Below are 21252 nucleotides of genomic sequence, written 5' to 3'. Positions count from 1 at the left end.
CAAGACCATGCTGAAGAAGACATCCACCCGCAACCTGACGCTCGGCGCCGCCGCCGCCGTCGGGCTCATCGCCATCGCTGCGCCCGCGCACGCCGCCACCGAGGTCGAGGAGCCGGCCGAGTTCACGAGCGCCTTCACCGTGATGGCGACGCCCGACCAGGTCATCAACGCCGACGGCGAGGTGGCCCCGGGCCAGGAGGGCGCGACCGGCACCTTCATGTTCCGCATCAACTCCGAGCTGGACGTCATCTGCTACGACATCACCCTCGAGGGCGTCTCCGGCGACTACCAGAGCCCGGCCGACACCGCGACGCACATCCACGAGGCCGCCAAGGGCGAGCCCGGACCGCCCCGCATCGCCTTCCCCAACCCCGAGCCGATCGGCGAGGGCCCCCGCACGAGCTCCGGCTGCATGGAGGGCCCGTTCACGACCGGCGTCGAGGCTGACAACGGCATGGACACCGGTGAGGGCTTCACGCTCGCGCAGATCGAGGCTGACCCGGCCGCCTTCACTGGTGACTCGCACACCGTCGACTTCGCCGCAGGCGTCGTGCGCGGCCAGCTCACCGAGGTGCCGCTCGGCGGCGTCGACACGGGTGCCGGTGGCACCGCCGCTGGCTTCGACGCGACCGGCATGACCGTCGCCGGCTTCGGCATCGTCGCCCTGCTCGCCGGCGTCGGCGTCGTCGCGCACCGCCGTCAGCGCGCAGAGGCCTGATTCTCCAGGTCTGATGCGCACTTCCTCGCAGTCGCCGCAGCGCTCGACCCTCACCGGTCGGGCGCTGCGGCCCGCGTGCGCCGCGGCGCTCCTCGTCCTGGTCGCGGTGACCGGATGCGCGGCGCCGACGGCGAACACGGAGCCCGCGGCGACCCCGTCGACTGCGGCCGAAGCGACGCAGCAGCCCTCCACACCCGCACCTGAGCCGTCGGCGGCGCCGCTGCCCGACGACTCCGCGGTGACGCCCCTTGCGCCTGCCAACGTGACCATCGCATCCATCGACCTGTCGGAACCGCTCATCGACCTCGGCATCACGGCCGAGGGCGACATGGAGGTGCCCTTCTACTACGACGACGTCGGCTGGTTCACCGGCGGCGGGCGGCCGGGCGGGCACGGGCCGACCGTCATCGCCGCGCACGTCGACTCGACGACAGGGCCGGGCATCTTCCACCGGCTGCACGAGCTGCGCGGTGGCGACGCTGTCGAGGTGACGGATGCGGCGGGCACCGTCTTCCGCTACGTCGTCACCGAGGTGGCGGACTACGTGAAGGCCGACTTCCCGACCGGCGACGTGTTCGGCGCGACCGCGGCAGACGAGCTGCGGCTCATCACCTGCGGCGGCGTCTTCGACCCCGCGAGCGCGACCTACGACGAGAATCGCGTCGTGTACGCGGAGCGGGTCGCCGGCTGAGCGACTCGGCGCGGCTCACACCCGCGGCACTTAGGGTGGAGCGATGAGCGAGCAGACGATCCGGGTCTACGGTGCCGACTGGTGCCGCGACTGCCGACGCACGAAGCAGCAGCTCGACGTGCTGCCCGTCGACTACGAGTACATCGACGTCGAGCACGACGACGAGGCGGCGGCAGAGGCGCAGCGCATCGCGGGCCGCATGAACATCCCTGTCGTGGTCTTCCCCGATGGCGCCCACCAGGTGGAGCCGTCGAACGCCGAGGTCGAGGCCAAGCTGCGCGAGCTCGCGCTCATCTGAGCGGGCGTCATGTCGGCTGCACTGGTCACGGGAGCCTCGCGCGGCATCGGCCGCGCGATCGCCTGCGCTCTCGCCGCGCGCGGTGACCGCGTCGCGGTGCACTATGGGGCTGACCGGTCCGCGGCGGAGGAGACGGTTCGGGCGATGGCGGGCACGGGCCACGTCATCGTCGGTGGCGATCTCAGCGACCCGGAAGTGGCCGCCGAGATCGTTCGAACCGCCGACGAAGCCCTCGGCGGCGTGGACATCCTGGTCAACAACGCCGCCGTCGCGCCGAACGACGAGAATCGTCATGGGGTCGACGAGGTCGACTACGAGGCCTGGCAGGCAGCGTGGCGAACGATCGTGGACGTCGATCTCCTCGGCGCCGCGCACATGACCTACCTCGTCGCGCGTCGTTTGATCGACCGCGAGGCGCCGGGATTCGTCGTGAACGTCGGATCCCGCGGCGCATACCGCGGCGAGCCCGACTTCCCCGCATACGGTGCCGCGAAGGCCGGGCTGCACGCCTTCGGCCAGTCGATGGCGGTGGCGCTCGCGCCGCACGGCATCGTCGTGACGTCGATCGCGCCGGGGTTCATCAGCACCGACCGGCAGACCGAGAACATCGAGGGCACCGCTGGAGAGCACCTCCGCGCGCAGAGCCCGTTCGGGCGCGTCGGCACGCCGGACGAGGTCGCCGAGGCCGTCCTCTTCCTGAGCTCGCCCGCGGCCGCCTGGTCATCCGGCGGCGTGCTCGACTTCAACGGCGCCTCCTACTTGCGCTCCTGAGCCGCCGGTGGTCCGTGCCTCCAGGGCCCGCTCGCGAACTCATCCGCTGCTCGACCTCCAGCGTCCATACTGAGAGCAGCCCCGCGTCCACGTCTGGAGCACCCATGACCGACTCCCCCGCCCGCTACGACGTCGTCGTCATCGGCGCTGGCCCCGCAGGCACCGCGGCCGCGCTCCGAGCCGCCGAGCTCGGCGCATCCGTCGCCGTCGTCGAGGCGGCGCGCACGGGCGGCACGTGCGTGAACACCGGCTGCGTGCCGACCCGCGTGCTCGCGAAGGCGGCGCGACTCGTGCGCGAGGCGCGCGCCGCGGGCGAGTACGGCATCGAGACGGGCGACGTGCGGGTCGACTGGCGGCGCACGGTGGAGCGCGTGCACTCGCGCGTCGACGAGGTGCGCGCTGTGAAGCGCGAGGCCGAGCGCTTCGCCGACGCCGGCGTCGAGCTCATCCAGGAGGGCCGCGCTCGCTTCGTCGACCAGCAGACGCTGCAGCTCGACAGCGGGAGGCGGCTCGTCGGCGACTCGATCCTCGTGTGCGTCGGCGGGCACGCGCGGCGCCTGCCGATCCCCGGCGCCGAGCTCGCGATCGTGCCGGACGAGGTGCTCGACCTGCCCGCGCTGCCGGAACGCGTGGCCGTCGTCGGTGGCGGCAACACCGGTGCGCAGCTCGTCACGGTGCTCGACGCGTTCGGCGCATCCGTCACCCTCCTCGACGTCGCGCCGCGCATCCTGATGCCCTCGGATGCCGATGTGTCGGCACACGTGACCGAGGCGTTCCGCAGTCACGGCGTGGATGTCCGCACGGGCATCGCGGGCGTCTCCCGACTCGAGCGCTCGGCGTCCGGCGCTATCGACCTGGTGTGGACCGAGCGCGAGGGCGGCGCCGACGAGGAGGCTGAGCCGACCGAGCGCAGCATCGAGGTCGACGCCGTCATCATGGCAACCGGCTGGCCGGCCGACGTGCACGATTTGGGGCTCGAGCACGCGGGGCTCGAGATCCAGCGCGGCGCGATCCCCGCCGACCGCTACCTGCGCACCGCTGTGCCGCACATCTTCGCCGTCGGTGACGCCAACGGCCGCGACATGCTCGTGCAGGCAGCGCAGTTCGAGGGCGAGGCCGCGGCCGAGAACGCGGTGCTCGGCGCGAGCGTGCGCGCCCCGCACACGCTGCTGCCGGCCGGCGGGTTCACCGACCCGGACTACGCGGGTGTCGGCTTCACCGAGGACGAGGCCCGGGAGCGGGACCCGCAGTGCGTGGTCGTGACGGCGCCGTACGAACAGCTCGACCGCGCCGTCATCGACGACCGAGACTCGGGATTCCTCAAGCTCGTCGTGGACCGCCGCCGCACGACCGTGCTCGGGGCGCACGCCGTGGGCGAGAACGCGGTCGAGGTCATCCAGGCCGTGACGACGGCGATGGCGGCGGGCGTGCACGTGCAGACGCTCGCCGAGGTGCGCTTCGCCTACCCGACGTACTCGGCGGTGATCGGGACGGCGGCGCGGCTCGCGATGGCTGAGCCCAGCTCCCCCGCGAAGCTCGCCTAGTCCCGGGGCAAAGAAGCCTCACGCATCTCCGCGGGGCGCCGAGGAGCTGCCTCTCCTTGCCTTCAGCGGCTACTGCTTGTAGCGTTCTGGCTATGGATCGTAGCCAACGTGCGTAGCGCGCAGGACTCGCGTGCCAAGCTCACCCCGAGCGCGATCGCCGACGCCGCGCTCGCCGAGATCGATGCGCACGGCCTCGCCGCGCTGACCATGGCGGCGATCGCCGAGCGCACTGGCGTGCGAGGTCCATCGCTGTACAAGCACGTGGGCGGCCTCGCCGACCTGAAGGCCTCGGTGGCCGAGCGGGTGCTGACCGAGATCACCGAGGTGCTCACCTCGGCCGCAATGGGACGCAGCGGCGCTGACGCCGTCGCGGCACTCATGCATGCGTACCGCGACTACGCCGCGTCCCATCCGAAGCGGTACGCCGCCATCCCCTCTGACCCGCTGCGCGACGCTCGAACAGCGGAGGCCGCGCAGCGGCAGCTGGACGTCATCCTGGCGGTGCTGCGCGGCTGCGCCATCGGAGGCACGGATGCGATCCACGTCACACGCAGCCTGCGAGCCATGGTGCACGGCTTCGCCGACATCGAGTCGAGCAACGGGTTCGGTCTCGCTGAGGAGATCGACGAGAGCTTCGCGCGCATGGTCGCCGGGTTCCTGTCGACGTTGCCTCCGAGCCCATCTCTCACTGAGGAGCGTGATGACTCGCCTGTCCGGTGATGCCGTCACCGGTCACCTTGGGGGCGCCGCCGCGCTGGCGTGCAGCGGCGTGCTCTTCGCGCTCTTCCCACTGCTGCGGCCCTGGTCCGACAAGCTCGACACCGCGACGGGTCTCGCCGAGGCCTTCGGTTCCCCGTGGTGGGTGGCCGCCCATCTGATCGGCGCGGTCGCCTTCGTCCTCCTCGCGCTCGGCGCGATCCCGCTGCGCGATGTGCACATCGCGACGCCAGGGGCCAGTGCTGCTCGCGCCGCGCTCCCCCTGCTCTTGGCAGGGGTCGGCCTGACGCTGCTCTACTACGGCGCCGAGACCTTCGCGCTGCACGCGATCACCGACGACGAGTCGACGATCCTCCTGATGTCGGAAGCGATCCGATCCGGGGCGCTCCAGCTGTCCGTCTTCGTCGCGGGGCTCCTCTGCGTCGCAGCGGGAACGGTCACGCTGGCGATCGCCGTGTGGCGCGGCGGGGTGCTCCCGCGGTACGCCGCTGCACCGCTCGCCACGATGATCGCGCTGTACCTGCCCCAGTTCTTCCTGTCCCCGGCCGGTCGCATCGCGCACGGCCTCCTGACGGCCGCCGCCGTGCTCTGGCTCGCCGTGGCGCTTTGGCGGGCGCGGACACCCGCCCAGCGTGGGGCGTCCGCGCCGAGCAGCCGAGGTTAGTCAGAGACCCGCGCGGGAACAGCAGAGCCCTGATGAGAACAGCTTCTCATCAGGGCTTCTCTGTCGGGCTGACAGGATTTGAACCTGCGACCCCTTGACCCCTAGGTAGACGGGTCGGACCGATTCCTTGATTTTCCGGGATTCGATGCCCCTCAGACGGCGCAATTTCACGTCATGACTTGCATGGATTGTATGCGTCAGGTCCCGGCCAGGTCCCGGCCAGGTCCCGGATCTTGGTAGCCGTTCGGCCCCTCGGCGCGGGGTTTACGTGAGCTTTGTGTGAGTGCTTCGCGCTCTTTGCTCCATCGATCAGGTACGGGCCGATGCTCACACTCTTGGCTGAAGATCATAGGCACGGCGTACCCGAGCGGCCTCGTTGTTGCCTCTCCTCACATCGCTCCGGCGAAAGTCACCGAGGAGATCGAGCCGGACGGAGGACTGCCGCCGGTGCGAAACTCTAGGACGATCTTTTGGGCAGCTTGAGCCGTAAGCGCATCATGCCTTGGAGGCGACGTGCACCTCAACCTTCGCAACGTCGTACTGGTTCACGCTGACCCCAGTCGCTTGCTCCGGATGGAACAGCGCCAGGTTAATGCCTTCACTGACAGAGCTTCTATAAACAACGCCATCGAAACCACAGCTCTTGATGAACTCGCACAGGTGCTGACTCGGGACGTACTCGAACGGCGCGCCCTGGGGTAGCACCGGTCGAGTGAGCTCGTCCCCGAGACGCTCAAGGAGTGGCAGATCTGCATGCATCTGCCCGACTTCGTCGTCGTTGAGCTCAAACGGCGAGATGCGCGCCCGTGGAGCCCGGAGGTCGACTGCCTTCATGCTGGGGATCTCGAACTCGGCGACGCACGCGAGCTCACCAGTGTGTGGTCGCACTTCCGATATCGCTGTGGTCGGGCTCGATCCGAGATACAGGTATGGGATGCCCGCAGGATTTGCCCGCCCGTGTCCCGCCTTCTTGGGGGGCGGAGCACCCATCTTGTCGAGTGGAAACGGATCATCACTGACGATACGAGCGCGGTGCCAGCCAGGGCTCAGCGTCGTCGGGTCGACGATTAGGTAGTCGAGCAGCTCCCGAAGACGGTCATAGTCGATTTCTTGCTCCAGGAACCACCGATTACCGTGCATCATCTCAATGCGCAGATCATCCCAGTGGGCCAAGCTGGTCGCCCTGTACTTGTCCGACGCCGAGTAGAGCTTTCTCACGACCTCACCATCGTCGAGGATGTCCGCGAGAAGCTCTTTGGCAGCTGGATCGTTCCGCATCACTGAACCGGAAAAAAGCCCCCAGTCCCGTCGAAGCAACGCGGGTAGTGGTTGTCCGTTCGAGTCTGGATCGTATATAGCAAGCAGATTCTCAAATTGCTCACGGAGGAGAGATGGTTCCACAAGCGTCACGGTAGCGACATCGCAATAGGCGCACACCCCTGTACTCGAGTTGAGCTTGCCGGATATGAAGTCGCGCAGGAAATCGTCGCCGAAACATTCAGCGCAGCATAGGCGTTCAGGCATCCGCGTTGCGGTGATAGTCCGCGAGCGTCTCGATGTGATGCCGGATCGAAAGCTTCTTTATGTACCCGAGGCCCGGGAAGTGACGCGTGGCATGAAGCCGCCGGAACTCCTCAACGGCCGATGTTTCTACGAGCTTGGAGTCCGGACTATCGAGCTTCGCGATGAGTTTCGCGAGAGCCTCAGCGAACTTGCCCGCCGGGTCTGTGGGCGTATCGTTCGAATCAGACTTCAAGTGATACACATACATCGCGTCATCCTTCGTGGAGTCGATGTACGTGAGATGAATCGCAACGGCGTATGCCGGACCGCCACCTTCGGTGTATCGGTCCCCCACAGTGAGGAAATCACCGTATCCGTCCATGTTGAGATCCTGGAATGTGACGTGAAGGTCGGAGAAGAATTCAAACGGGTCGTAATCCGCGTTCTTCTTCTGCTCGAAGCCGTCACGCACCAGCACCCTGGCTCCGCTTCGAAAGTGCTTACGATAAAGCATGCTGGCATGATCCTCGCTGAACACATTTGTCGCATCAATTCCGCGGTCACGCAGAAACTCAGCGATATCACGCGCGGCTGTGAATCCAGAATGGACGATGGCCGGGTTATGGTGAGCGTGGTTCGAGATTAGGGCTTTGGCTTCGTCGATGCTCGTGCCGCTGAGGAGCAAGATTCCAGCGGAGACGGCATCGTTGCCCCTGTAGTTCTCGCTCAGGAACGCACTGATGTTTGCCCCGTCATCTTTATGGTCGCCGTGACGAGGGTTCACGATCACGATGGCCTGCCCGCCGGCCTCGCCGATTGCTGCAAGTGCGCGCTCAAGGCCGTTGAGGGATTCCCGCACCGGTTCGATGATGGGAACGAAGGAGGCTTCGGCTAGCACTTCTGCACTCTCACGGAGAGCGAGGAGTTCGAACTGCTTTCCTCGGAAGTACGGGTAGTACATGAGCTATCTCCAAGCGAGTGCGGCGCCTACGGGCAAGCGTGTCGCGTCGCGGAGCCTCTGCTTGGACGCGTCATTCATCTTTAGCGTAAGCATGGCAGCACGCAGGGACATCGGGATAGATTTGATGTAGTTCTCGGCCGAGCTTCGGGAGCGGGACGACCTCAGAGTAGTCACCATGAGGTCGTGCACGCGTGTTGGGTCAAGGTCAGCGAACAGTTCATTCAGCGCGCCGCGCATCTGTGTGTTGGGAACATTCGGAGGCTCGATGCCGATCTCTCGCAGGATGGCGGACGCTTCGTCGAGGCGGACGAAGTCGAGGATCGCGAGTGGTTCAGTGCGAGAGGAGTCACATGTTGCACGCCTCTCCACCCTCAGAGCGAATCGGTCGGTGAGGATGAGCACGCCGACTTCTTCGGGGACTTGTCGAAGCACGTGCTCTACGTGCGATGGACTCGTGACCACGTTGACTGCGGCGAACACCTGAGAGTAGGCCAGTACTTGACTCCGCAGGCGGGCCAACGAATCGCGCTCAGACTTGATCTCGTAAGCAGTCGACGTGCCGTTGAAGACAACTACGTCTGCCTTCGATGTTCCGACTCGCGCTTCACCTAGCATCGACGCCGTGCGGAGGCTGTGCCGGCCAAGCAAGATCTTCTGGGTGATCGCGGAGCGGTACACATACTCGTCGCGGTTCCCGAGCGAGCGCAGAACGTGAAAAGCGTGGTCGAAGGCATCACCGACGGTCGCCTCAGGCCTCAACGTTTGAACCGAGCCAGACTGGTACAGCAGTCGGGCGAGGAGTCCCGACTTACCCTGCTTGCCGAGCTCACGGACGACCGCGGACGAGAACATGCGAGTGAACGCAGCGAGTTCTTCCTTGCTCGCGCTCATCGTCTCACCCCTTGCCGACCGTCGATCTCGCGGTTGAGCCGCGTACCGAGTCTAGCCGAGCCGCTGCTCGGTGCCTCGGAGCCCGGAAGCGTCGCGAACCGAAGATGGGGGCTTGGGGGCTGCTGAGGGTTCGGGGTCATCTCGCTCTCACACGGAACGCCGGCGACGAATCGTGCGGGAGAGAAGCACTCGCGGACACTTGCAAGGTACGTTAAGCCTACCTAGCCCAGGCTCTCATCTGCGATGGCCCAGTGATCTCGTCCTTCTTGCGCTTGTTGAACATGTCGAGCATGAACGCATACCCATCATCGGCATCCCACCTGTCGGGGGTGAATGCGCCTTCGTCGTTGAGGTACTCAATCATTGCCCGGGAGAAGTAGTCGCTGGTGAGCGTGATCCGCATGTTGTTGAGGATGGCGGCGCGCAGGCGGAATAGGTCGCTATAGAGGGTGACCTGGCGGTTCAGGTCGGTGCGACCGAACTTCTGCACACAGGTGCTACCGATCGGGTACAGCTTGGCACCGTTGCGCTTGATGTGGAGCTCCGGAAACATCGCCGGGTCGAAGGGCTCGTCTCTCTGTTTGTGTCAGGACTCTTCGGCGTATCTCAGCAGTTCCTCGTGCGCAGGCGACGACGTCTTCCAGCGATAGCTCGCTCCTGGGGGCTTCGACCGACTCAATGCAGTGGTCAGCACAAGATCGTCTTTAGCCCGCGAGATCGCGACGAAGAATTCGGCCTTCACATCAGCGTCGTCGTCGCCCCAGAAGAACTGGGGCTCCACGCCGAGGACGATGACCTTCTCGAACTCCAGCCCCTTGCACTTATGCACTGTCAGGACGCGCACTGCGTCCTCTTCGGACAGCCGATCAAGGGCGCCGAGCGGATCGCCGTCGACATCCAACTCTCGCTCGAACGAGCTCAGCGCCTTCGCGATCATGTCATCCAGCCGAGACCCCTGTTGGTATGCGGGCGACAGGGCGCTGAGCGCTGGTCGCGTCACGAACGCGAGGAAGCTCTGAATCAGCGGCTCCCACGAAGTGAAGGTCGAGGCGTCGAATGCGGCGGTCCGCACGGTGCCTCGCGCGTCCCGCAGGATTACGCGGAGCTTGCTGTCCAGAACGCCGTCGGCCTCCTCGATGCCACCCCTCGTCACCACGCGCACCAGCTCCGCGTACGCCTCGGGGCGAGCATTGTCGGCTACGACGCGCAGGAAGTTGAAGATGAGCGCCGGCACGGGTTCGGCAGTCATGTCTTGGGACTGTTGTTCGTTGCGATACGGAATTCCTGCCGCTGCCAGGTGCCCGCCAAGGACGCTCGTGATGAGGTGCGGCTGCTGACGCGCGAGCACGGTGATCTCTCGCGGCGGAACTCCTTCGTCAAGCCAGCCCCTGATGAGGCTAGTTACCGCGATGGCTTCCTCTTCGTCGGTTGCGAATCGGCGAACCTGCAAGACACCCGCTTCACCCTCGAGATCCGCTTCCGGACTGGCTGCCGCCGGATCCATCTCCAGGATCATGCGGTTCTGCATGCGGCGGAGGCGCGGCTTCGATCGGAAGTTCTGATAGAGCTTGAGGTCGAGCGCGCTGAAGTCCGTCGCGAAGGTGCCCATCACGCCGCGAAGCGCATCGGCGAACCCCATGATGCGCTGTTTGGTGTCGCCGACTCCGATGAGCTGCACTCCAGTGCCGGCGAACGCCTTTCTCAGGAAGCTGTACTGCGCGGTCGTGGCGTCCTGAAACTCGTCCATGAAGACGTGGCTGTAGGTCTGGCGCAATGCACCCCGCGCGTAGGCGTTCTTCTCCAGGATTTCGAGCGCCAGCGGGACGAGATCGTCAAAGGTAATCTGCACGCCCTGGATCCGGGTGCGCTCGTCGAGACGATAGTCCGGGTTCAGCGCATTCCGCCCGGTCAACGTCGGCCGGAAGTTGTCGATCAGGCGCTTAGCGAAGGCGTGGAAGGTGAAGCTGTCGAATCGGGCCGCGTACTGCGATCCGGAGCGCAGGCGCACACGGGACTGCAGGTTGCGTGCCGCATCGACCTTAAAGGAGATGGCAAGGATCCGTTTCGGGTACGGGCTCGCTCCGGTGCGAAAAAGGAAGTCTGCGCGCTGAGCCAGCAGCTCGGTCTTACCGGCGCCAGGCCCAGCCGTGACCACGACATTCGCGGTGGTCTCACGCACCGCTCTTAGCGCATTGGGCTCGAGCTGCAGCCCGCCGACCGGTGTCCATTCCTCTGGACGGATCACTCGGGCAACGCTCCCAGTCGCGCGCGCACATTTTCCACGAGTCGGCTCAGTACCTCGGGCAGATCAGCCAGGAGCTCCTCGTCCGTGAGCGCGGCCATAGCCTTCAGATGCGCGGCGGGCTTGCTCTTCAGATCGAATTTGCGGTGGTAGTCAGCGAAGAGCGCCAGCACAGCAGCCGGGAGACGATCTTCATTGGCGTGCGACCCGCCAAGCACTGCCGTGATCGTCTTCTCGGTGGGCGCGCCAGTGGGAGAAGCGCCGTAGGCGTTCGGGAAGGCTTCGAGCATCATGAGGTCGAGATCAACCGGGTGGGAGAAGTAAACGCCTTTCTGCTCGAGCGCGTAGATCGGGCCGTGCCCGTCTTGGTAGTTCGGATCAGCGAACACGGGGAAGTCGACCGCGGCATTCCACGCTGACAGGCTGTCGATCTTCTCCTGCGTGAAGGAACCAGGCACGAACTTGTTGTACTGCTTGAGAGCGTTATCGACGCGTCCCCAGCCGCCCTGATGGCGTCCGGAATCGAGGTCGAGCAGCGTGACGTGCGGGATCTGCAGTTCGTTGAGCAGTCGCCAGAAGTGATTGACGTGGCGTCCACCGAGCGGCACGACCGACACAGAAGCATCGTCTTCCGCGATACCCGCTGCGGCGAGCACGCGGGGCAGCACGATCTGCTCGCTGTCGCCTTCGCCGAGCACCACCAACCGCGAGAAGTACAGCTCCGGAAAGGCGAGGACGGCTTCGCGCACATACTTCGCCGTCTCGTCGCTCGTCGTCGGCAAGAGGATGTGGCGCACCTGGGATTCACGATTGCCGTCGAGCCGCAGGAAGCAGATCGATTCTGGACCGACGCGGCGCAGCAGAGCAGGTGAGTGCGTCGCGATCAACGACTGCGAATCGCCGTTCGCGGCCGCCTTGCGGAGTTGACGAATAATGCGCCCGAGGTATTGCGGCGCCAGGCTGTTCTCCGGTTCCTCGAGCGCGACGATCGTGTGCACCGGCGGACGCAGCCGGTGCTGATCGAACGAGGCCTCGGTGCCGTCGAGCACCTTTCGCGCCAGCGACTGCCACGCGAGTACCAATGAGATATAGAGCAGGGACTTCTGGCCGTCACTCAAACGGTCGAACGGCAGCGACGAGCCGGCCGGCGACGGCGCGAACGAGACGGTGAGTTGGCGAAGAACGCTCTCCAGATCGCCAGCCCCAAACGCAATCGAGGGGTCGGTGAAGAAGGCACCAGAGTGGAGCCCCGTCCACTCCCCCGTGAGCTGGACGCCGATGCTCTTCACCGCAGCGTTATCGGCCAAAGCATCGGTCAGGTCCTTGGACAAAGTGCCGAGTGTCGCGCGTTCAGTCGTCCAGTCAGCTGCGCGAAGAGCCCGCCCGACGAGCGAGGCCGTCGTGTAGGTGATGTGTTCTGCCGGGTCGCGGCGAGCCGGCAGATAGTGCACCTCGATGTTGGCGCGATCGAAGCGCGACATATCCGCCTGACGCACCGGGTTGCCGTCGCCATCCGCTTCAAGGACGTACTCGAGCTTCTCGTCGATCACATTGTCAGACGCAATCGATGCCGTTAGCCGCACCCGGATCCGAGGCACGCCGTCCTCGCTCTCAATGCGCATGTGCGCGAAGTTCGGGGGTACGGACGCGTGGTCGCCGTCTTCTCCTGATTCCGGCACCTCGATGTCTACCTCGATCCAGAGCTTCGGTCCCTCGGCGTGCACGTCGGCGGCGCTGCGTCCGTTCGGAATGTGGAAGTCGGTGTGCCGGATCTTTCGCTGCGCGGGCAGGGGGCTGAAAAGCCGCGACAGTGCCTCAAGCACGGCCGTCTTTCCGGCGCCGTTGGGACCCAGAATATAGGTAACGTCGCGGAGCGCGATCTCGGTCGCGTCGGGACCGAACGACTGAAAGCCGGACATTCGAAGGTGGGTGATCTGCATCAGACGTCCTCGTCTCGCTGCTCGCGCAGAGTGGCTTCCCAGGCCAGGCGGGCACGCGGATTGTTTCGATAGGGCTTCATCGAGTTAGCGCTTCGAGTGTACAAGTAGTGCATTACTCCTTCTGCTTTGTGCCCCTAGTTATGAGGCAACGAACGCGCCAAGGCAATAGATCGGACGTTGTGACTTGAGCAACACAGCTTCCCTACGGGACGTGAAGCGCGCCGCCCAAGAAACCACGGATGGCTCGATCTTGGGCGGCATGGAGTAGCCAGGCAGGAGCTCGAACGACCGAGCGCAGACGAACCTGCACACCTGGCCGAGTAAGTCGGCTCGCTATGGAATGGCGATCGCCGCGCACCCGGCGGACGAATGCCACCACGGCTGCGAGCTATCCAGTCGTTGATATCGCCGACGCCGAGCCCATCCTGTTCCCAGGCTTCGACCGCCTCGTGCTCAGCTATGTGCAGCTCCAGGCGGTGATGCGCGAGCACCGTTACGCCTCGTGGCGGACCGCGATGTCCTCGGTCGCCGGGATCTACCTGATCACGGACACCCGAGATGGTCGACCTTATGTCGGCAAGGCGGACGGCGCCGAGAGCATCCGGCAGCGCTGGAACGTGTATGCGACGACCGGACACGGCGGTGATGTTGAGCTGCGCCGACGAGACCCGACCAGCTTCCGCTTTCTCGTTGCTGCGCGTCTTCGATCCGTCCACGCCGACGCGGGACATTGATGCAGCCGAAAGTCATCTTAGGGGCGCGCTCGACAGCCGCCGTTACGAGTTGAACCGAAACTAGGTCGTCACCGCTTCGAGGCATCTAGATCGCATACCGTCAGGCGGTCTAGTTCCGCAACGCGGACCTCACCGCACCGTTGATCTCTGTCACGAGCGTCGAATGGGGCGCCAGTGTGCCGCCTGTGTCCCGGCGCTTGGCAGCCGCCCCCTCGTCGACATCGTGATGCAACGGAACCCAGTCCACGAAGGTCCCCATAAACTCTCGGACGGGAACGACGAAGCCCAGGTGAAAAATAAGCTCTCACCTGGGCTTTTCTGTCGGGCTGACAGGATTTGAACCTGCGACCCCCTGACCCCCAGTCAGGTGCGCTACCAAGCTGCGCCACAGCCCGTCGATCTTGCGATCGAAGTGCCCGAAGGCAACCAAGAAAGACTAGCGCATCTGCGGGGTGGTGCGTTCCCTTCGACACGCTCAGCGCCTGTGGCGCGGAGCGGCTCAGGGGGCGAGGGGGCTCGTCGCCTGGGGCGCGGGTCTCGTGACGCGTGCCCGGCTTCGCCGGGCGCGCTCCTCGACCGGCAGCGGGCGGGCGCGCTCCTCGACCGGCGGGGCGGGGGTCAGGAGCGGCGGCGGACGAAGTCGGCGAGGTCGGAGGACTGTGCCAGGCGCGAGGGCTCGTGCACGTACATCATGTGGCCCGCCTCGTAGTAGCGGTGCTCCAGGTTGTCGCGCAGCGCATCCGGGATCTGCAAGTGCGCGACGGAGTCCTCTGCGGCCGAGAACGGCGTGGCGCCGTCGAACCAGCCGTAGGCGAAGTGCACCGCGAGGTGCGGGTTCTGCCGCATCGCGCGCGAGAGCTTGTCGATCACGTAGACCGGGGCGTTCTCGAACTCCTTGTAGCTCCAGTGCTCGATCACGTCCTTGCCGAACACGTGGAACGGGCCGCTGTCGCGCACGTCGAGCTCGTGGTGCAGGTAGTGCTGGTACGCCGCCGCGTACGGGCCGAGGATGGCGTCCATCGACGGGTCGGCATCCATGTGCTCGGCGATGCCGCTCGCCGCCGGCCCCGTGAAGCGCGAGTCGAGGCGACCGACGCTCTGCCCGCGGTCGCGCAGCAGCTCGCCGAAGTAGCGCCAGTGCTCGATGCGCAGGTTCGCGCGGTCGACGTAGGTTTCGGACAGGCCGGTGAGGCGCGCGACGGTGGCCACCGCATCCGCACGCTCGTCCGCCGTCAGGCGGGCGCCGCGCCCCAGCACGTAGGGGTAGTCGCGCGCCGCGTAGGCCCGTGCCTCGTCGACGACCTCCTCGAGCGAGCGCCCCTCGTGGAAGCCGTGCCGCCACGCGGTCGCCGCGTAGAACGGCAGGTAGAGCGCATGCGCGCGGTCGCCACCGCGCGAGAAGTTCGCCGTGGAGAAGTCGAGCACGCTCGAGATCATCAGCAGGCCGTTGAGGTACATCCCCAGGCTCTCCTGCAGGTGCTGCGCGAGGCCGGCGGCGCGGGTCGTGCCGTACGACTCCCCCGCCAGGAACTTCGGGCTCAGCCAGCGACCCTCCGCCGTCACCCACTGGCGGATGATCTCGGCCACCGACTCGATGTCCGCGGTGAAGCCGTGGAAGTCCTTCGCCTTCTGCCCCTCGACGGGCCGCGAGCGCCCGGTCGACACCGGGTCGATGAAGACGAGGTCGCTCACCGCGAGCAGCGACTCGGGGTTGTCGGCGACGGCGTAGGGCGGCGGCGCGAGCTCGCCCGCATCACCCATCACGACGCGCTTCGGCCCGAGCACGCCCATGTGCAGCCAGACGCTCGCCGAGCCCGGTCCGCCGTTGAAGGCGAAGGTCACGGGGCGCGTCGTCGGATCGGCGCCGTCGAGCGTGTAGGCGGTGATCGCGACCTGCGCGCGGGGCTTGCGGCCGCGGAAGACGTCGTCCTCCACGCGCTCCTCCCACAGCACCACGCGGCCCGCTCGGGCGGTGTAGGCGAGGTCTCCGTCGGGTGTCGTCAGCGTGTGCTGCGTGATCACGAGCTCGTCGGTGACCGACGGCTCCTTGGGCTCGGCAGCGGCTGCGGACTCGGTCTTGGTGGCGTCATCACTCACCCCTCGAGCCTATCGAGCGGCTCCGCCCGCCTTCGCGGCAGCGCTCCGAGCCGCTCGATGATCATCGCCGAGGCCATCCCGCCGCCAACGCAGAGCGAGACGAGCGCGCGCTGCTGGTCGCGCCGCTCGAGCTCGTCGAGCGCCATGCCGAGCAGCATCGCGCCGGTCGCGCCGAGCGGATGCCCGAGCGCGATCGCGCCGCCCGACACGTTGGTGCGCTCCGGGTCGACGCCCGTCTCGCGCAGCCAGTGCAGCACGACGGATGCGAAGGCCTCGTTGATCTCGTACAGGTCGATGTCGTCGTGGCTGAGCCCGGCCCGCGCGAGCACCTTCTCGGTGGCGGCGACCGGCCCCGTGAGCATCAGGGTCGGGTCTGAGCCGACGGAGGTCGCCGCGACGATGCGGGCGCGTGGTGCGAGCCCGAGCGACGAGGCCGCCTCGCCGCTGCCGATCACCACGAGGCCCGCGCCATCGACGATCCCGGAGGAGTTGCCCGCGGTGTGCACGTGCTCGACGCGGTCGATCTCGGGGTGGCGCTCGCGCACGAGGGCGTCGAAGCCGGCCTCCCCGAACGCCGCGAAGGCCGGTGCCAGCCCGGCCAGCGCCTCCGTCGTCGTGCCGGGCCGCACGTGCTCGTCGCGCTCGAGCAGCACGACGCCACCCTCGCCCGTCACGGGCACGATCGAGCGAGCGAAGCCGCCGCGCTCCCACGCCGTGGCCGCACGCTGCTGCGACTGCGCGGCATAGGCGTCGACGTCCTCGCGCGTGAAGCCGTCGAGCGAGGCGATGGCGTCGGCGCTCACGCCCTGCGGGATGAGGCTCCACGGCAGCAGCGTCGCCGGGTCGATCGCGTAGGGCCCGCCGTCGGAGCCGAGCGGCACGCGCGACATCGACTCGACGCCGCCCGCGACGATCAGCTGGTCGAAGCCGGCCGCCACGCGACCCGCAGCCGTCGTGACCGCCTCGAGCCCGGAGGCGCAGTAGCGGTTGACCTGCATGCCGGGCACGGTGTCCGGCAGCCCGCCCGCGTGCACCGCGGCGCGCGCGAGCACGCCGCCCTGCTCGCCGACCGCAGACACCGTGCCGAGCACGACGTCGTCGATCCGATCGGCGTCGATGCCGCGGCCGGCGAGCGCGCCGAGCAGGCCGCCGGCGAGCTGCACGGGGTGCACCTCGGCGAGCGCGCCGCGACGGCGCCCCCGCGGGGTGCGCAGCGCATCCAGGATGAAGGCGTCAGCCACGGTGGTCTCCCTCGCTCGGCTCCTCGTGCAGCAGTCGCCCGCCGCCGACGACGGCCGCTCGCCTCGGGGCGCTGACGAGCGCATCCATCGCGTGCTCTGCGTCGAGCAGCACCACGTCGGCGCGCGCTCCCGCCACCAGGTCGTGCACGTCGCGGCCCACGAATCGCGCGGCATCCCGCGTGGCGAGCTCGACGACGCGCTGCAGGTCCTCGTCGCGCACGACCGACGACGCCCGTGCATACTGCCGCGCGATGGCGAGCGTGTCGCCGTCGCCGTAGGGGCTCCACAGGTCGCGGATGCCGTCGGTCCCGAACGCGAACCCGACGCGAGCCGCGTCGAGCTCGGCAAGCGGCAGCTGCGGCAGCCGCAGGGGCGCGACGGTCGTGAAGGTGATGCCGAGCTCGCCCATCGCCTGCAGCAGGTCGGTGCGGCGGGGCGCCTCGAGCTGCGCGATGGCGAAGCCGTGGGCGATGTTGACGCGGCCCGCGAGCCCGAGCCGAGCCGTGCGCTCGACGATCAGCTCGAGCTGGAACGCGCCGAGCTCCGCGGCGTCGTGCAGGTGGATGTCGATGCCAACGCCGTGACGCTCGGCGATCGCGAAGATGCCGTCGAGCTGCCCGACCGGGTCGCGGTCGATGGATGCGGGGTCGAGCCCGCCGATGTGGTCGGCACCGGCCGCCGCGGCAGCCTCGAGCAGCTCGAGCACACCGGGCCGACGCAGCACGCCGTCCTGCGGGAACGCGACGATCGTCGCCTCGACGGCACCCTCGTAGGCCGCCACCGCCTCCCGCACGGCCTCGATCCCCCGCAGCTCGACGCCCAGGTCGACGTCGACGTGCGTGCGCAGCGCCGTGGTGCCGTGCCGCACGTGCGCGTCGAGCACCGCAGCGGTGCGCTCGACGCTCGGGATCCCGAGCTCGTCGCGGCGAGCCCGCTCGTGCTGGATGCGGCCGTCGGTGCCGCCCTCGCCGCCGTAGGACTGCCACGGCAGGCCGAGCCAGGACTTGTCGATGTGCGCGTGGGCGTTGACGATCGTCGGCAGCGCCAGCAGGCCGCGACCGTCGAGCACCTCACCCTCGGGCACCCGACGCCGCAGCGCGCCGGGCTCGTGCGGCACGACCGACGCGATCCGATCCCCCGCGAAGACGAGGTCGACCGCCGGCCCGCCCCAGGCGCGCACGTCGGCGACACCCGCGAGCCGACGCATCACCGTGCCTCCCTCACGGCACGCTCGACGCGCGCGGTGAAGCGCGTCACGCGCTCGAGCAACGCGGCCGACCGCGACGCGATGCGGTCGGAGGTCAGCAGCACCGGCGGCCCGGTGCGGATGATGTGGGAGCAGTCGAGCGCCTCGCAGATGTAGGTGCCGATCGTGCTGCCGGTGTCGCCGTCGAGGTCGGCGAGCCGCGCGGTGAACATGCGCACCTGCGTCGCCGGCTGCGTCGAGTGGCACAGCGAGCACATGGCCGCGATGCCCGGGCGCATGCCGCCTGGCGCCCCGCGCACGACGAGGCCGACCAGCTCGTCGCCGCGCCAGTGCACGAGGTAGCCGAGGCGCCGGAAGCGCGGGTCGCGCCAGCCGAGGAACTCGCGCTCCGCCCAGATCGTCTCGTGCAGGCCGGGCATCGGCAGCTGCTCGAGCTCGCTCCGCGTCGCGTTGACGAAGCAGCTCCGCAGCTCGGTCTCGGTCACGTCACGCATGCGCTCGACGCTATCGGATGCGCCTGCGCACCGATGCGGAGCAGAGGGGGTTTGCCGCCGTCGGGCCTCCACCCAGGAGAGTCCCGACGGCGGCAAGTCTGTGTCAGGCCGGCAGCAGCTGGCGCGCCTTGGCCAGCTGGTCGGCCATGTGCTCGATCACGCGCACGACCTGCGACGAGTACCCGTACTCGTTGTCGTACCAGACGTAGAGCACGAGGTGGCGGCCGGACGCGATGGTCGCGAGACCGTCGACGATGCCGGCGCGGTTGTTGCCGACGAAGTCGGTCGAGACCACCTCAGGCGAGTCGGTGAAGTCGATCTGCGCACGCAGCGCGCCCGTGAGCGAGGTGCGCCGCAGCAGGTCGTTGACCGCGTCGCGGTCGACCGCCTGCTCGAGGTGGAGGTTCAGGATCGCCATCGACACATCCGGCGTCGGCACGCGGATCGCGTTGCCGGTGAGCTTGCCCTCGAGCTCCGGCAGCGCCTTCGCGACGGCCTTCGCGGCGCCGGTCTCGGTGAGCACCATGTTGAGCGCCGCCGAGCGGCCGCGACGCGCGCCCTTGTGGAAGTTGTCGATCAGGTTCTGGTCGTTCGTGTAGGAGTGCACCGTCTCGACGTGGCCGTGCTCGATGCCGTAGGCGTCGTTGATGATCTGGAGCACGGGCGTGATGGCGTTCGTGGTGCACGAGGCGGCCGTGACGATCCGGTCGTCCTCGGCGATCGCGTCGTGGTTGACGCCGAAGACGATGTTCTTCAGCGGACTCTTGCCAGGTGCGGTGAGCACGACGCGCTCGATGCCGGGGCACTCGAGGTGCTGCGCGAGGCCGGCCTCGTCGCGCCAGCGACCCGTGTTGTCGACGACGATCGCGCGCTCGATGCCGTGCTGCGCGTAGTCGACGGTCGTGGGGTCGTCGGAGTAGATGACCTGGATGAGCGTGCCGTTCGCGAGGATCGTGCTCGCCTCGCGGTCGACCTCGATCGTGCCGAGGAACGCGCCGTGCACGGAGTCGCGGCGCAGCAGGCTCGCCCGCTTCTCGAGGTCGTCCTCGCCGCCCTTGCGCACGACGATGGCGCGCAGCCGCAGGCCGAGGCCGCTGCCCGCGTGCCCGATGAGGATGCGGGCGAGCAGGCGCCCGATGCGACCGAAGCCGTAGAGCACCACGTCGGTCGGCTCGTCCTGCGACCAGGAGGGCAGTGCAGCGAGGTGCTCGCGCACGAAGGCGTCGAAGCCCTCCACGGGCGCGTCGACCAGCAGGCGTCCGAGGTCGATCGAGACGCCGCGCAGCCCCTCCTCGTCGGCGATCCGCAGCACCGCCATGGTGTCCTCGACCCGCAGCACGCGCTCGCCGATGCGCCGGGCCCACCGGTGCGCCTTCAGGATGTCGATCGGCGACTGGTTCACCAGCTTCTTGCCGTGCACGTGGGTGACGACATCGCGCTCGCGGTACAGGCGGCCGATGATCGGCACGGCCTGCTCGGCCAGCGCGACGCGGTCGAGCCACGCCTGGTGGGCGCTGTCGACGGGAAGCGGTGATGCGGTGGGCACGTCTTCACGATAGGCAAGCGGATGCGCGCCTCATGGCGGAAACGTGCGTCAGGTTGCCAGCAACGTGACGGGAGCGAAAGTTCTCGCGAACTTTCCCCCGGCTCAGTTCAGGAGACGTACGCCTTGCCGAGCTTCCAGTAGCCCGTGAAGGTGATGCGCTGCTTCTCCATGCCGCGGTCGCGCACCAGGTGGCGACGCGTGCCCGTGGCGAGCAGCTGCTCGCCCGCCGAGTAGGCGTAGCCGAGGTCGTCGGCCAGGTGCAGGCCGCGCAGCTCCTCGAGCGCCGCGTCGCCGGCTCGGGCCTGGCCGCGCTCGATCCAGCGCACGTCGACGTTCATCGGCCGCTCGAACTGCTGGATGTCGTCACGGTGCCCGACCTCGATCACGGCGGTGCCGCGAACGCCCTCGTCGAGCGACTCGCAGATGCCCGCGATCGCCGGCAGCGCCGACTCGTCGCCGACCATCAGCACGTCGCCCGGCAGGCCGTTGTCGTTGTAGAGCAGGCCCTCGTCGAGCAGGACCGCGCGCTCGCCGCGCTCCGCGCGCATGGCCCAGGCGGCGCCGGGACCCGGGTCCTCGTGGCAGACGAAGTCGATGTCGAGCTCGCCGCTCTCGAGGCGGAAGCCGCGCACGGTGTAGTTGCGGATCCACGGGCGGTTCGAGGCCCGCATCGCGAGGTACTGCGGGAACCACGTGGAGGGGCTCTTCGGCACGTGCAGCGACTCCTGGCCCTCGCGCCGCATGAAGAACCGGAACCACTGGTCGTAGCCCTGCGGCGTCATCGCCGAGACCTCGTCGCCGCCGAGCGTCACGCGCCGGATGTGCGGCGACAGCTGCTGGTTCTCCAGCACCTCGAGCTCGATGAACTTCGGTGCGACCGCGGCGACGCGCTCGGGTCCGGCCATGAGGAAGCCTCCGTGATGGTGGTGGGGCCTCGAAGTGAGGCAAGCCTAACCAATGTAGCAAAGCATCCCTCACCGCCGCATCCGCGTA

General features: G+C 67.7%; 20 protein-coding genes and 1 tRNA gene. 8 read left to right on the top strand and 13 right to left on the bottom strand.

The features are described 5' to 3' along the window. Positions 1 to 7 precede the first annotated feature (7 nt). From BQ6202_RS04250 to BQ6202_RS04220, 7 genes are all read left to right on the top strand, one after another. The gene (locus BQ6202_RS04250) at positions 8 to 718 is read left to right on the top strand and encodes a CHRD domain-containing protein (RefSeq protein ID WP_072313907.1); all 711 of its coding nucleotides are present in this window, start codon (positions 8 to 10) and stop codon (positions 716 to 718) included. Positions 719 to 731: 13 nt separating this feature from the next. Next, complete coding sequence (locus BQ6202_RS04245) at positions 732 to 1409, top strand: class F sortase (RefSeq protein WP_083587009.1); 678 nt, start codon at positions 732 to 734, stop codon at positions 1407 to 1409. A 43-nt stretch (positions 1410 to 1452) separates the two neighbouring features. Next, complete coding sequence (locus tag BQ6202_RS04240; protein ID WP_072313257.1) at positions 1453 to 1707, top strand: glutaredoxin domain-containing protein; 255 nt, start codon at positions 1453 to 1455, stop codon at positions 1705 to 1707. Between the two features lie 9 nt (positions 1708 to 1716). Further along, a complete protein-coding gene (locus tag BQ6202_RS04235; RefSeq protein WP_072313256.1) occupies positions 1717 to 2478 on the top strand; it encodes an SDR family NAD(P)-dependent oxidoreductase in 762 nt (253 codons plus the stop codon). Between the two features lie 104 nt (positions 2479 to 2582). Next, complete coding sequence (locus BQ6202_RS04230) at positions 2583 to 4022, top strand: dihydrolipoyl dehydrogenase family protein (protein WP_072313255.1); 1440 nt, start codon at positions 2583 to 2585, stop codon at positions 4020 to 4022. A gap of 108 nt (positions 4023 to 4130) precedes the next feature. Then, a complete protein-coding gene (locus tag BQ6202_RS04225) occupies positions 4131 to 4742 on the top strand; it encodes a TetR/AcrR family transcriptional regulator (RefSeq protein ID WP_234946116.1) in 612 nt (203 codons plus the stop codon). Further along, positions 4723 to 5403, top strand: coding sequence for a hypothetical protein (locus tag BQ6202_RS04220; RefSeq protein WP_083587007.1), 681 nt, complete (start codon positions 4723 to 4725; stop codon positions 5401 to 5403). The genes BQ6202_RS04225 and BQ6202_RS04220 overlap by 20 nt, the downstream gene beginning before the upstream one ends. A 495-nt stretch (positions 5404 to 5898) precedes the next feature. On the opposite strand, the gene BQ6202_RS04215 is transcribed toward BQ6202_RS04220, so the two are convergent. The 6 genes from BQ6202_RS04215 to BQ6202_RS04190 form a co-directional block, all read right to left on the bottom strand. Continuing rightward, a complete protein-coding gene (locus BQ6202_RS04215; protein WP_234946115.1) occupies positions 5899 to 6804 on the bottom strand; it encodes an RES family NAD+ phosphorylase in 906 nt (301 codons plus the stop codon). Positions 6805 to 6919: 115 nt separating this feature from the next. Then, entirely contained in the window at positions 6920 to 7867 is a 948-nt protein-coding gene (locus BQ6202_RS04210; RefSeq protein ID WP_072313253.1) for a sce7725 family protein, read from the bottom strand. 3 nt (positions 7868 to 7870) lie between these two features. Next, positions 7871 to 8758: a sce7726 family protein gene (locus tag BQ6202_RS04205; protein WP_072313252.1), complete on the bottom strand. Its 888-nt coding sequence runs from the start codon at positions 8756 to 8758 to the stop codon at positions 7871 to 7873. A gap of 217 nt (positions 8759 to 8975) precedes the next feature. Then, positions 8976 to 9311 (bottom strand): hypothetical protein, encoded by a 336-nt coding sequence (locus BQ6202_RS04200; RefSeq protein WP_072313251.1) that lies wholly within the window; start codon positions 9309 to 9311, stop codon positions 8976 to 8978. Positions 9312 to 9344: 33 nt separating this feature from the next. Continuing rightward, entirely contained in the window at positions 9345 to 11003 is a 1659-nt protein-coding gene (locus BQ6202_RS04195; RefSeq protein WP_072313250.1) for a UvrD-helicase domain-containing protein, read from the bottom strand. Next, positions 11000 to 12940, bottom strand: coding sequence for an ATP-dependent nuclease (locus BQ6202_RS04190; protein WP_072313249.1), 1941 nt, complete (start codon positions 12938 to 12940; stop codon positions 11000 to 11002). The genes BQ6202_RS04195 and BQ6202_RS04190 overlap by 4 nt, the downstream gene beginning before the upstream one ends. A gap of 335 nt (positions 12941 to 13275) precedes the next feature. Here BQ6202_RS04190 and BQ6202_RS04185 point away from each other — a divergent pair, with 335 nt between their 5' ends. Next, on the top strand, positions 13276 to 13674 hold the full coding sequence (locus tag BQ6202_RS04185) for a GIY-YIG nuclease family protein (RefSeq protein WP_072313248.1): 399 nt from the start codon (positions 13276 to 13278) through the stop codon (positions 13672 to 13674). 321 nt (positions 13675 to 13995) lie between these two features. Here the strand turns inward: BQ6202_RS04185 and BQ6202_RS04180 are convergent. The 7 genes from BQ6202_RS04180 to BQ6202_RS04150 form a co-directional block, all read right to left on the bottom strand. Further along, positions 13996 to 14069, bottom strand: a tRNA-Pro gene (locus tag BQ6202_RS04180). A gap of 223 nt (positions 14070 to 14292) precedes the next feature. After that, positions 14293 to 15771, bottom strand: coding sequence for a S10 family peptidase (locus BQ6202_RS04175; protein WP_072313247.1), 1479 nt, complete (start codon positions 15769 to 15771; stop codon positions 14293 to 14295). Further along, positions 15768 to 17012, bottom strand: a complete 1245-nt coding sequence (locus tag BQ6202_RS04170) for an acetyl-CoA C-acetyltransferase (RefSeq protein WP_072313246.1) — start codon at positions 17010 to 17012, stop codon at positions 15768 to 15770. The genes BQ6202_RS04175 and BQ6202_RS04170 overlap by 4 nt, the downstream gene beginning before the upstream one ends. Next, positions 17005 to 18219 (bottom strand): amidohydrolase family protein, encoded by a 1215-nt coding sequence (locus tag BQ6202_RS04165; RefSeq protein ID WP_072313245.1) that lies wholly within the window; start codon positions 18217 to 18219, stop codon positions 17005 to 17007. Before BQ6202_RS04165 ends, BQ6202_RS04170 begins: the two co-directional genes overlap by 8 nt. Beyond that, positions 18219 to 18713, bottom strand: coding sequence for an FBP domain-containing protein (locus BQ6202_RS04160; RefSeq protein WP_072313244.1), 495 nt, complete (start codon positions 18711 to 18713; stop codon positions 18219 to 18221). Before BQ6202_RS04160 ends, BQ6202_RS04165 begins: the two co-directional genes overlap by 1 nt. Positions 18714 to 18816: 103 nt before the next feature. Beyond that, positions 18817 to 20259, bottom strand: coding sequence for a glyceraldehyde-3-phosphate dehydrogenase (locus BQ6202_RS04155; protein WP_072313243.1), 1443 nt, complete (start codon positions 20257 to 20259; stop codon positions 18817 to 18819). A gap of 107 nt (positions 20260 to 20366) precedes the next feature. Next, the gene (locus BQ6202_RS04150) at positions 20367 to 21164 is read right to left on the bottom strand and encodes a siderophore-interacting protein (protein WP_072313242.1); all 798 of its coding nucleotides are present in this window, start codon (positions 21162 to 21164) and stop codon (positions 20367 to 20369) included. Positions 21165 to 21252 lie beyond the last annotated feature (88 nt).

Source organism: Agrococcus sp. Marseille-P2731, assembly GCF_900117395.1.
Classification (GTDB): Bacteria; Actinomycetota; Actinomycetes; order Actinomycetales; family Microbacteriaceae; genus Agrococcus.
The sequence above is the reverse complement of the archived record's forward strand: the minus strand, read 5'-3'. Positions and strand labels throughout refer to the sequence as shown.

What these genes read in the sequence shown, in the direction of transcription:
- BQ6202_RS04250 (WP_072313907.1), top strand. Translation starts at nt 8, where the DNA reads ATGCTGAAGAAGACATCCACCCGCAACCTGACGCTCGGCGCCGCCGCC.
- BQ6202_RS04245 (WP_083587009.1), top strand. Translation starts at nt 732, where the DNA reads ATGCGCACTTCCTCGCAGTCGCCGCAGCGCTCGACCCTCACCGGTCGG.
- BQ6202_RS04240 (WP_072313257.1), top strand. Translation starts at nt 1,453, where the DNA reads ATGAGCGAGCAGACGATCCGGGTCTACGGTGCCGACTGGTGCCGCGAC.
- BQ6202_RS04235 (WP_072313256.1), top strand. Translation starts at nt 1,717, where the DNA reads ATGTCGGCTGCACTGGTCACGGGAGCCTCGCGCGGCATCGGCCGCGCG.
- BQ6202_RS04230 (WP_072313255.1), top strand. Translation starts at nt 2,583, where the DNA reads ATGACCGACTCCCCCGCCCGCTACGACGTCGTCGTCATCGGCGCTGGC.
- BQ6202_RS04220 (WP_083587007.1), top strand. Translation starts at nt 4,723, where the DNA reads ATGACTCGCCTGTCCGGTGATGCCGTCACCGGTCACCTTGGGGGCGCC.
- BQ6202_RS04210 (WP_072313253.1), bottom strand. Translation starts at nt 7,867, where the DNA reads ATGTACTACCCGTACTTCCGAGGAAAGCAGTTCGAACTCCTCGCTCTC.
- BQ6202_RS04205 (WP_072313252.1), bottom strand. Translation starts at nt 8,758, where the DNA reads ATGAGCGCGAGCAAGGAAGAACTCGCTGCGTTCACTCGCATGTTCTCG.
- BQ6202_RS04200 (WP_072313251.1), bottom strand. Translation starts at nt 9,311, where the DNA reads ATGTTTCCGGAGCTCCACATCAAGCGCAACGGTGCCAAGCTGTACCCG.
- BQ6202_RS04190 (WP_072313249.1), bottom strand. Translation starts at nt 12,940, where the DNA reads ATGCAGATCACCCACCTTCGAATGTCCGGCTTTCAGTCGTTCGGTCCC.
- BQ6202_RS04185 (WP_072313248.1), top strand. Translation starts at nt 13,276, where the DNA reads ATGGAATGGCGATCGCCGCGCACCCGGCGGACGAATGCCACCACGGCT.
- BQ6202_RS04165 (WP_072313245.1), bottom strand. Translation starts at nt 18,219, where the DNA reads ATGCGTCGGCTCGCGGGTGTCGCCGACGTGCGCGCCTGGGGCGGGCCG.
- BQ6202_RS04160 (WP_072313244.1), bottom strand. Translation starts at nt 18,713, where the DNA reads ATGCGTGACGTGACCGAGACCGAGCTGCGGAGCTGCTTCGTCAACGCG.
- BQ6202_RS04150 (WP_072313242.1), bottom strand. Translation starts at nt 21,164, where the DNA reads ATGGCCGGACCCGAGCGCGTCGCCGCGGTCGCACCGAAGTTCATCGAG.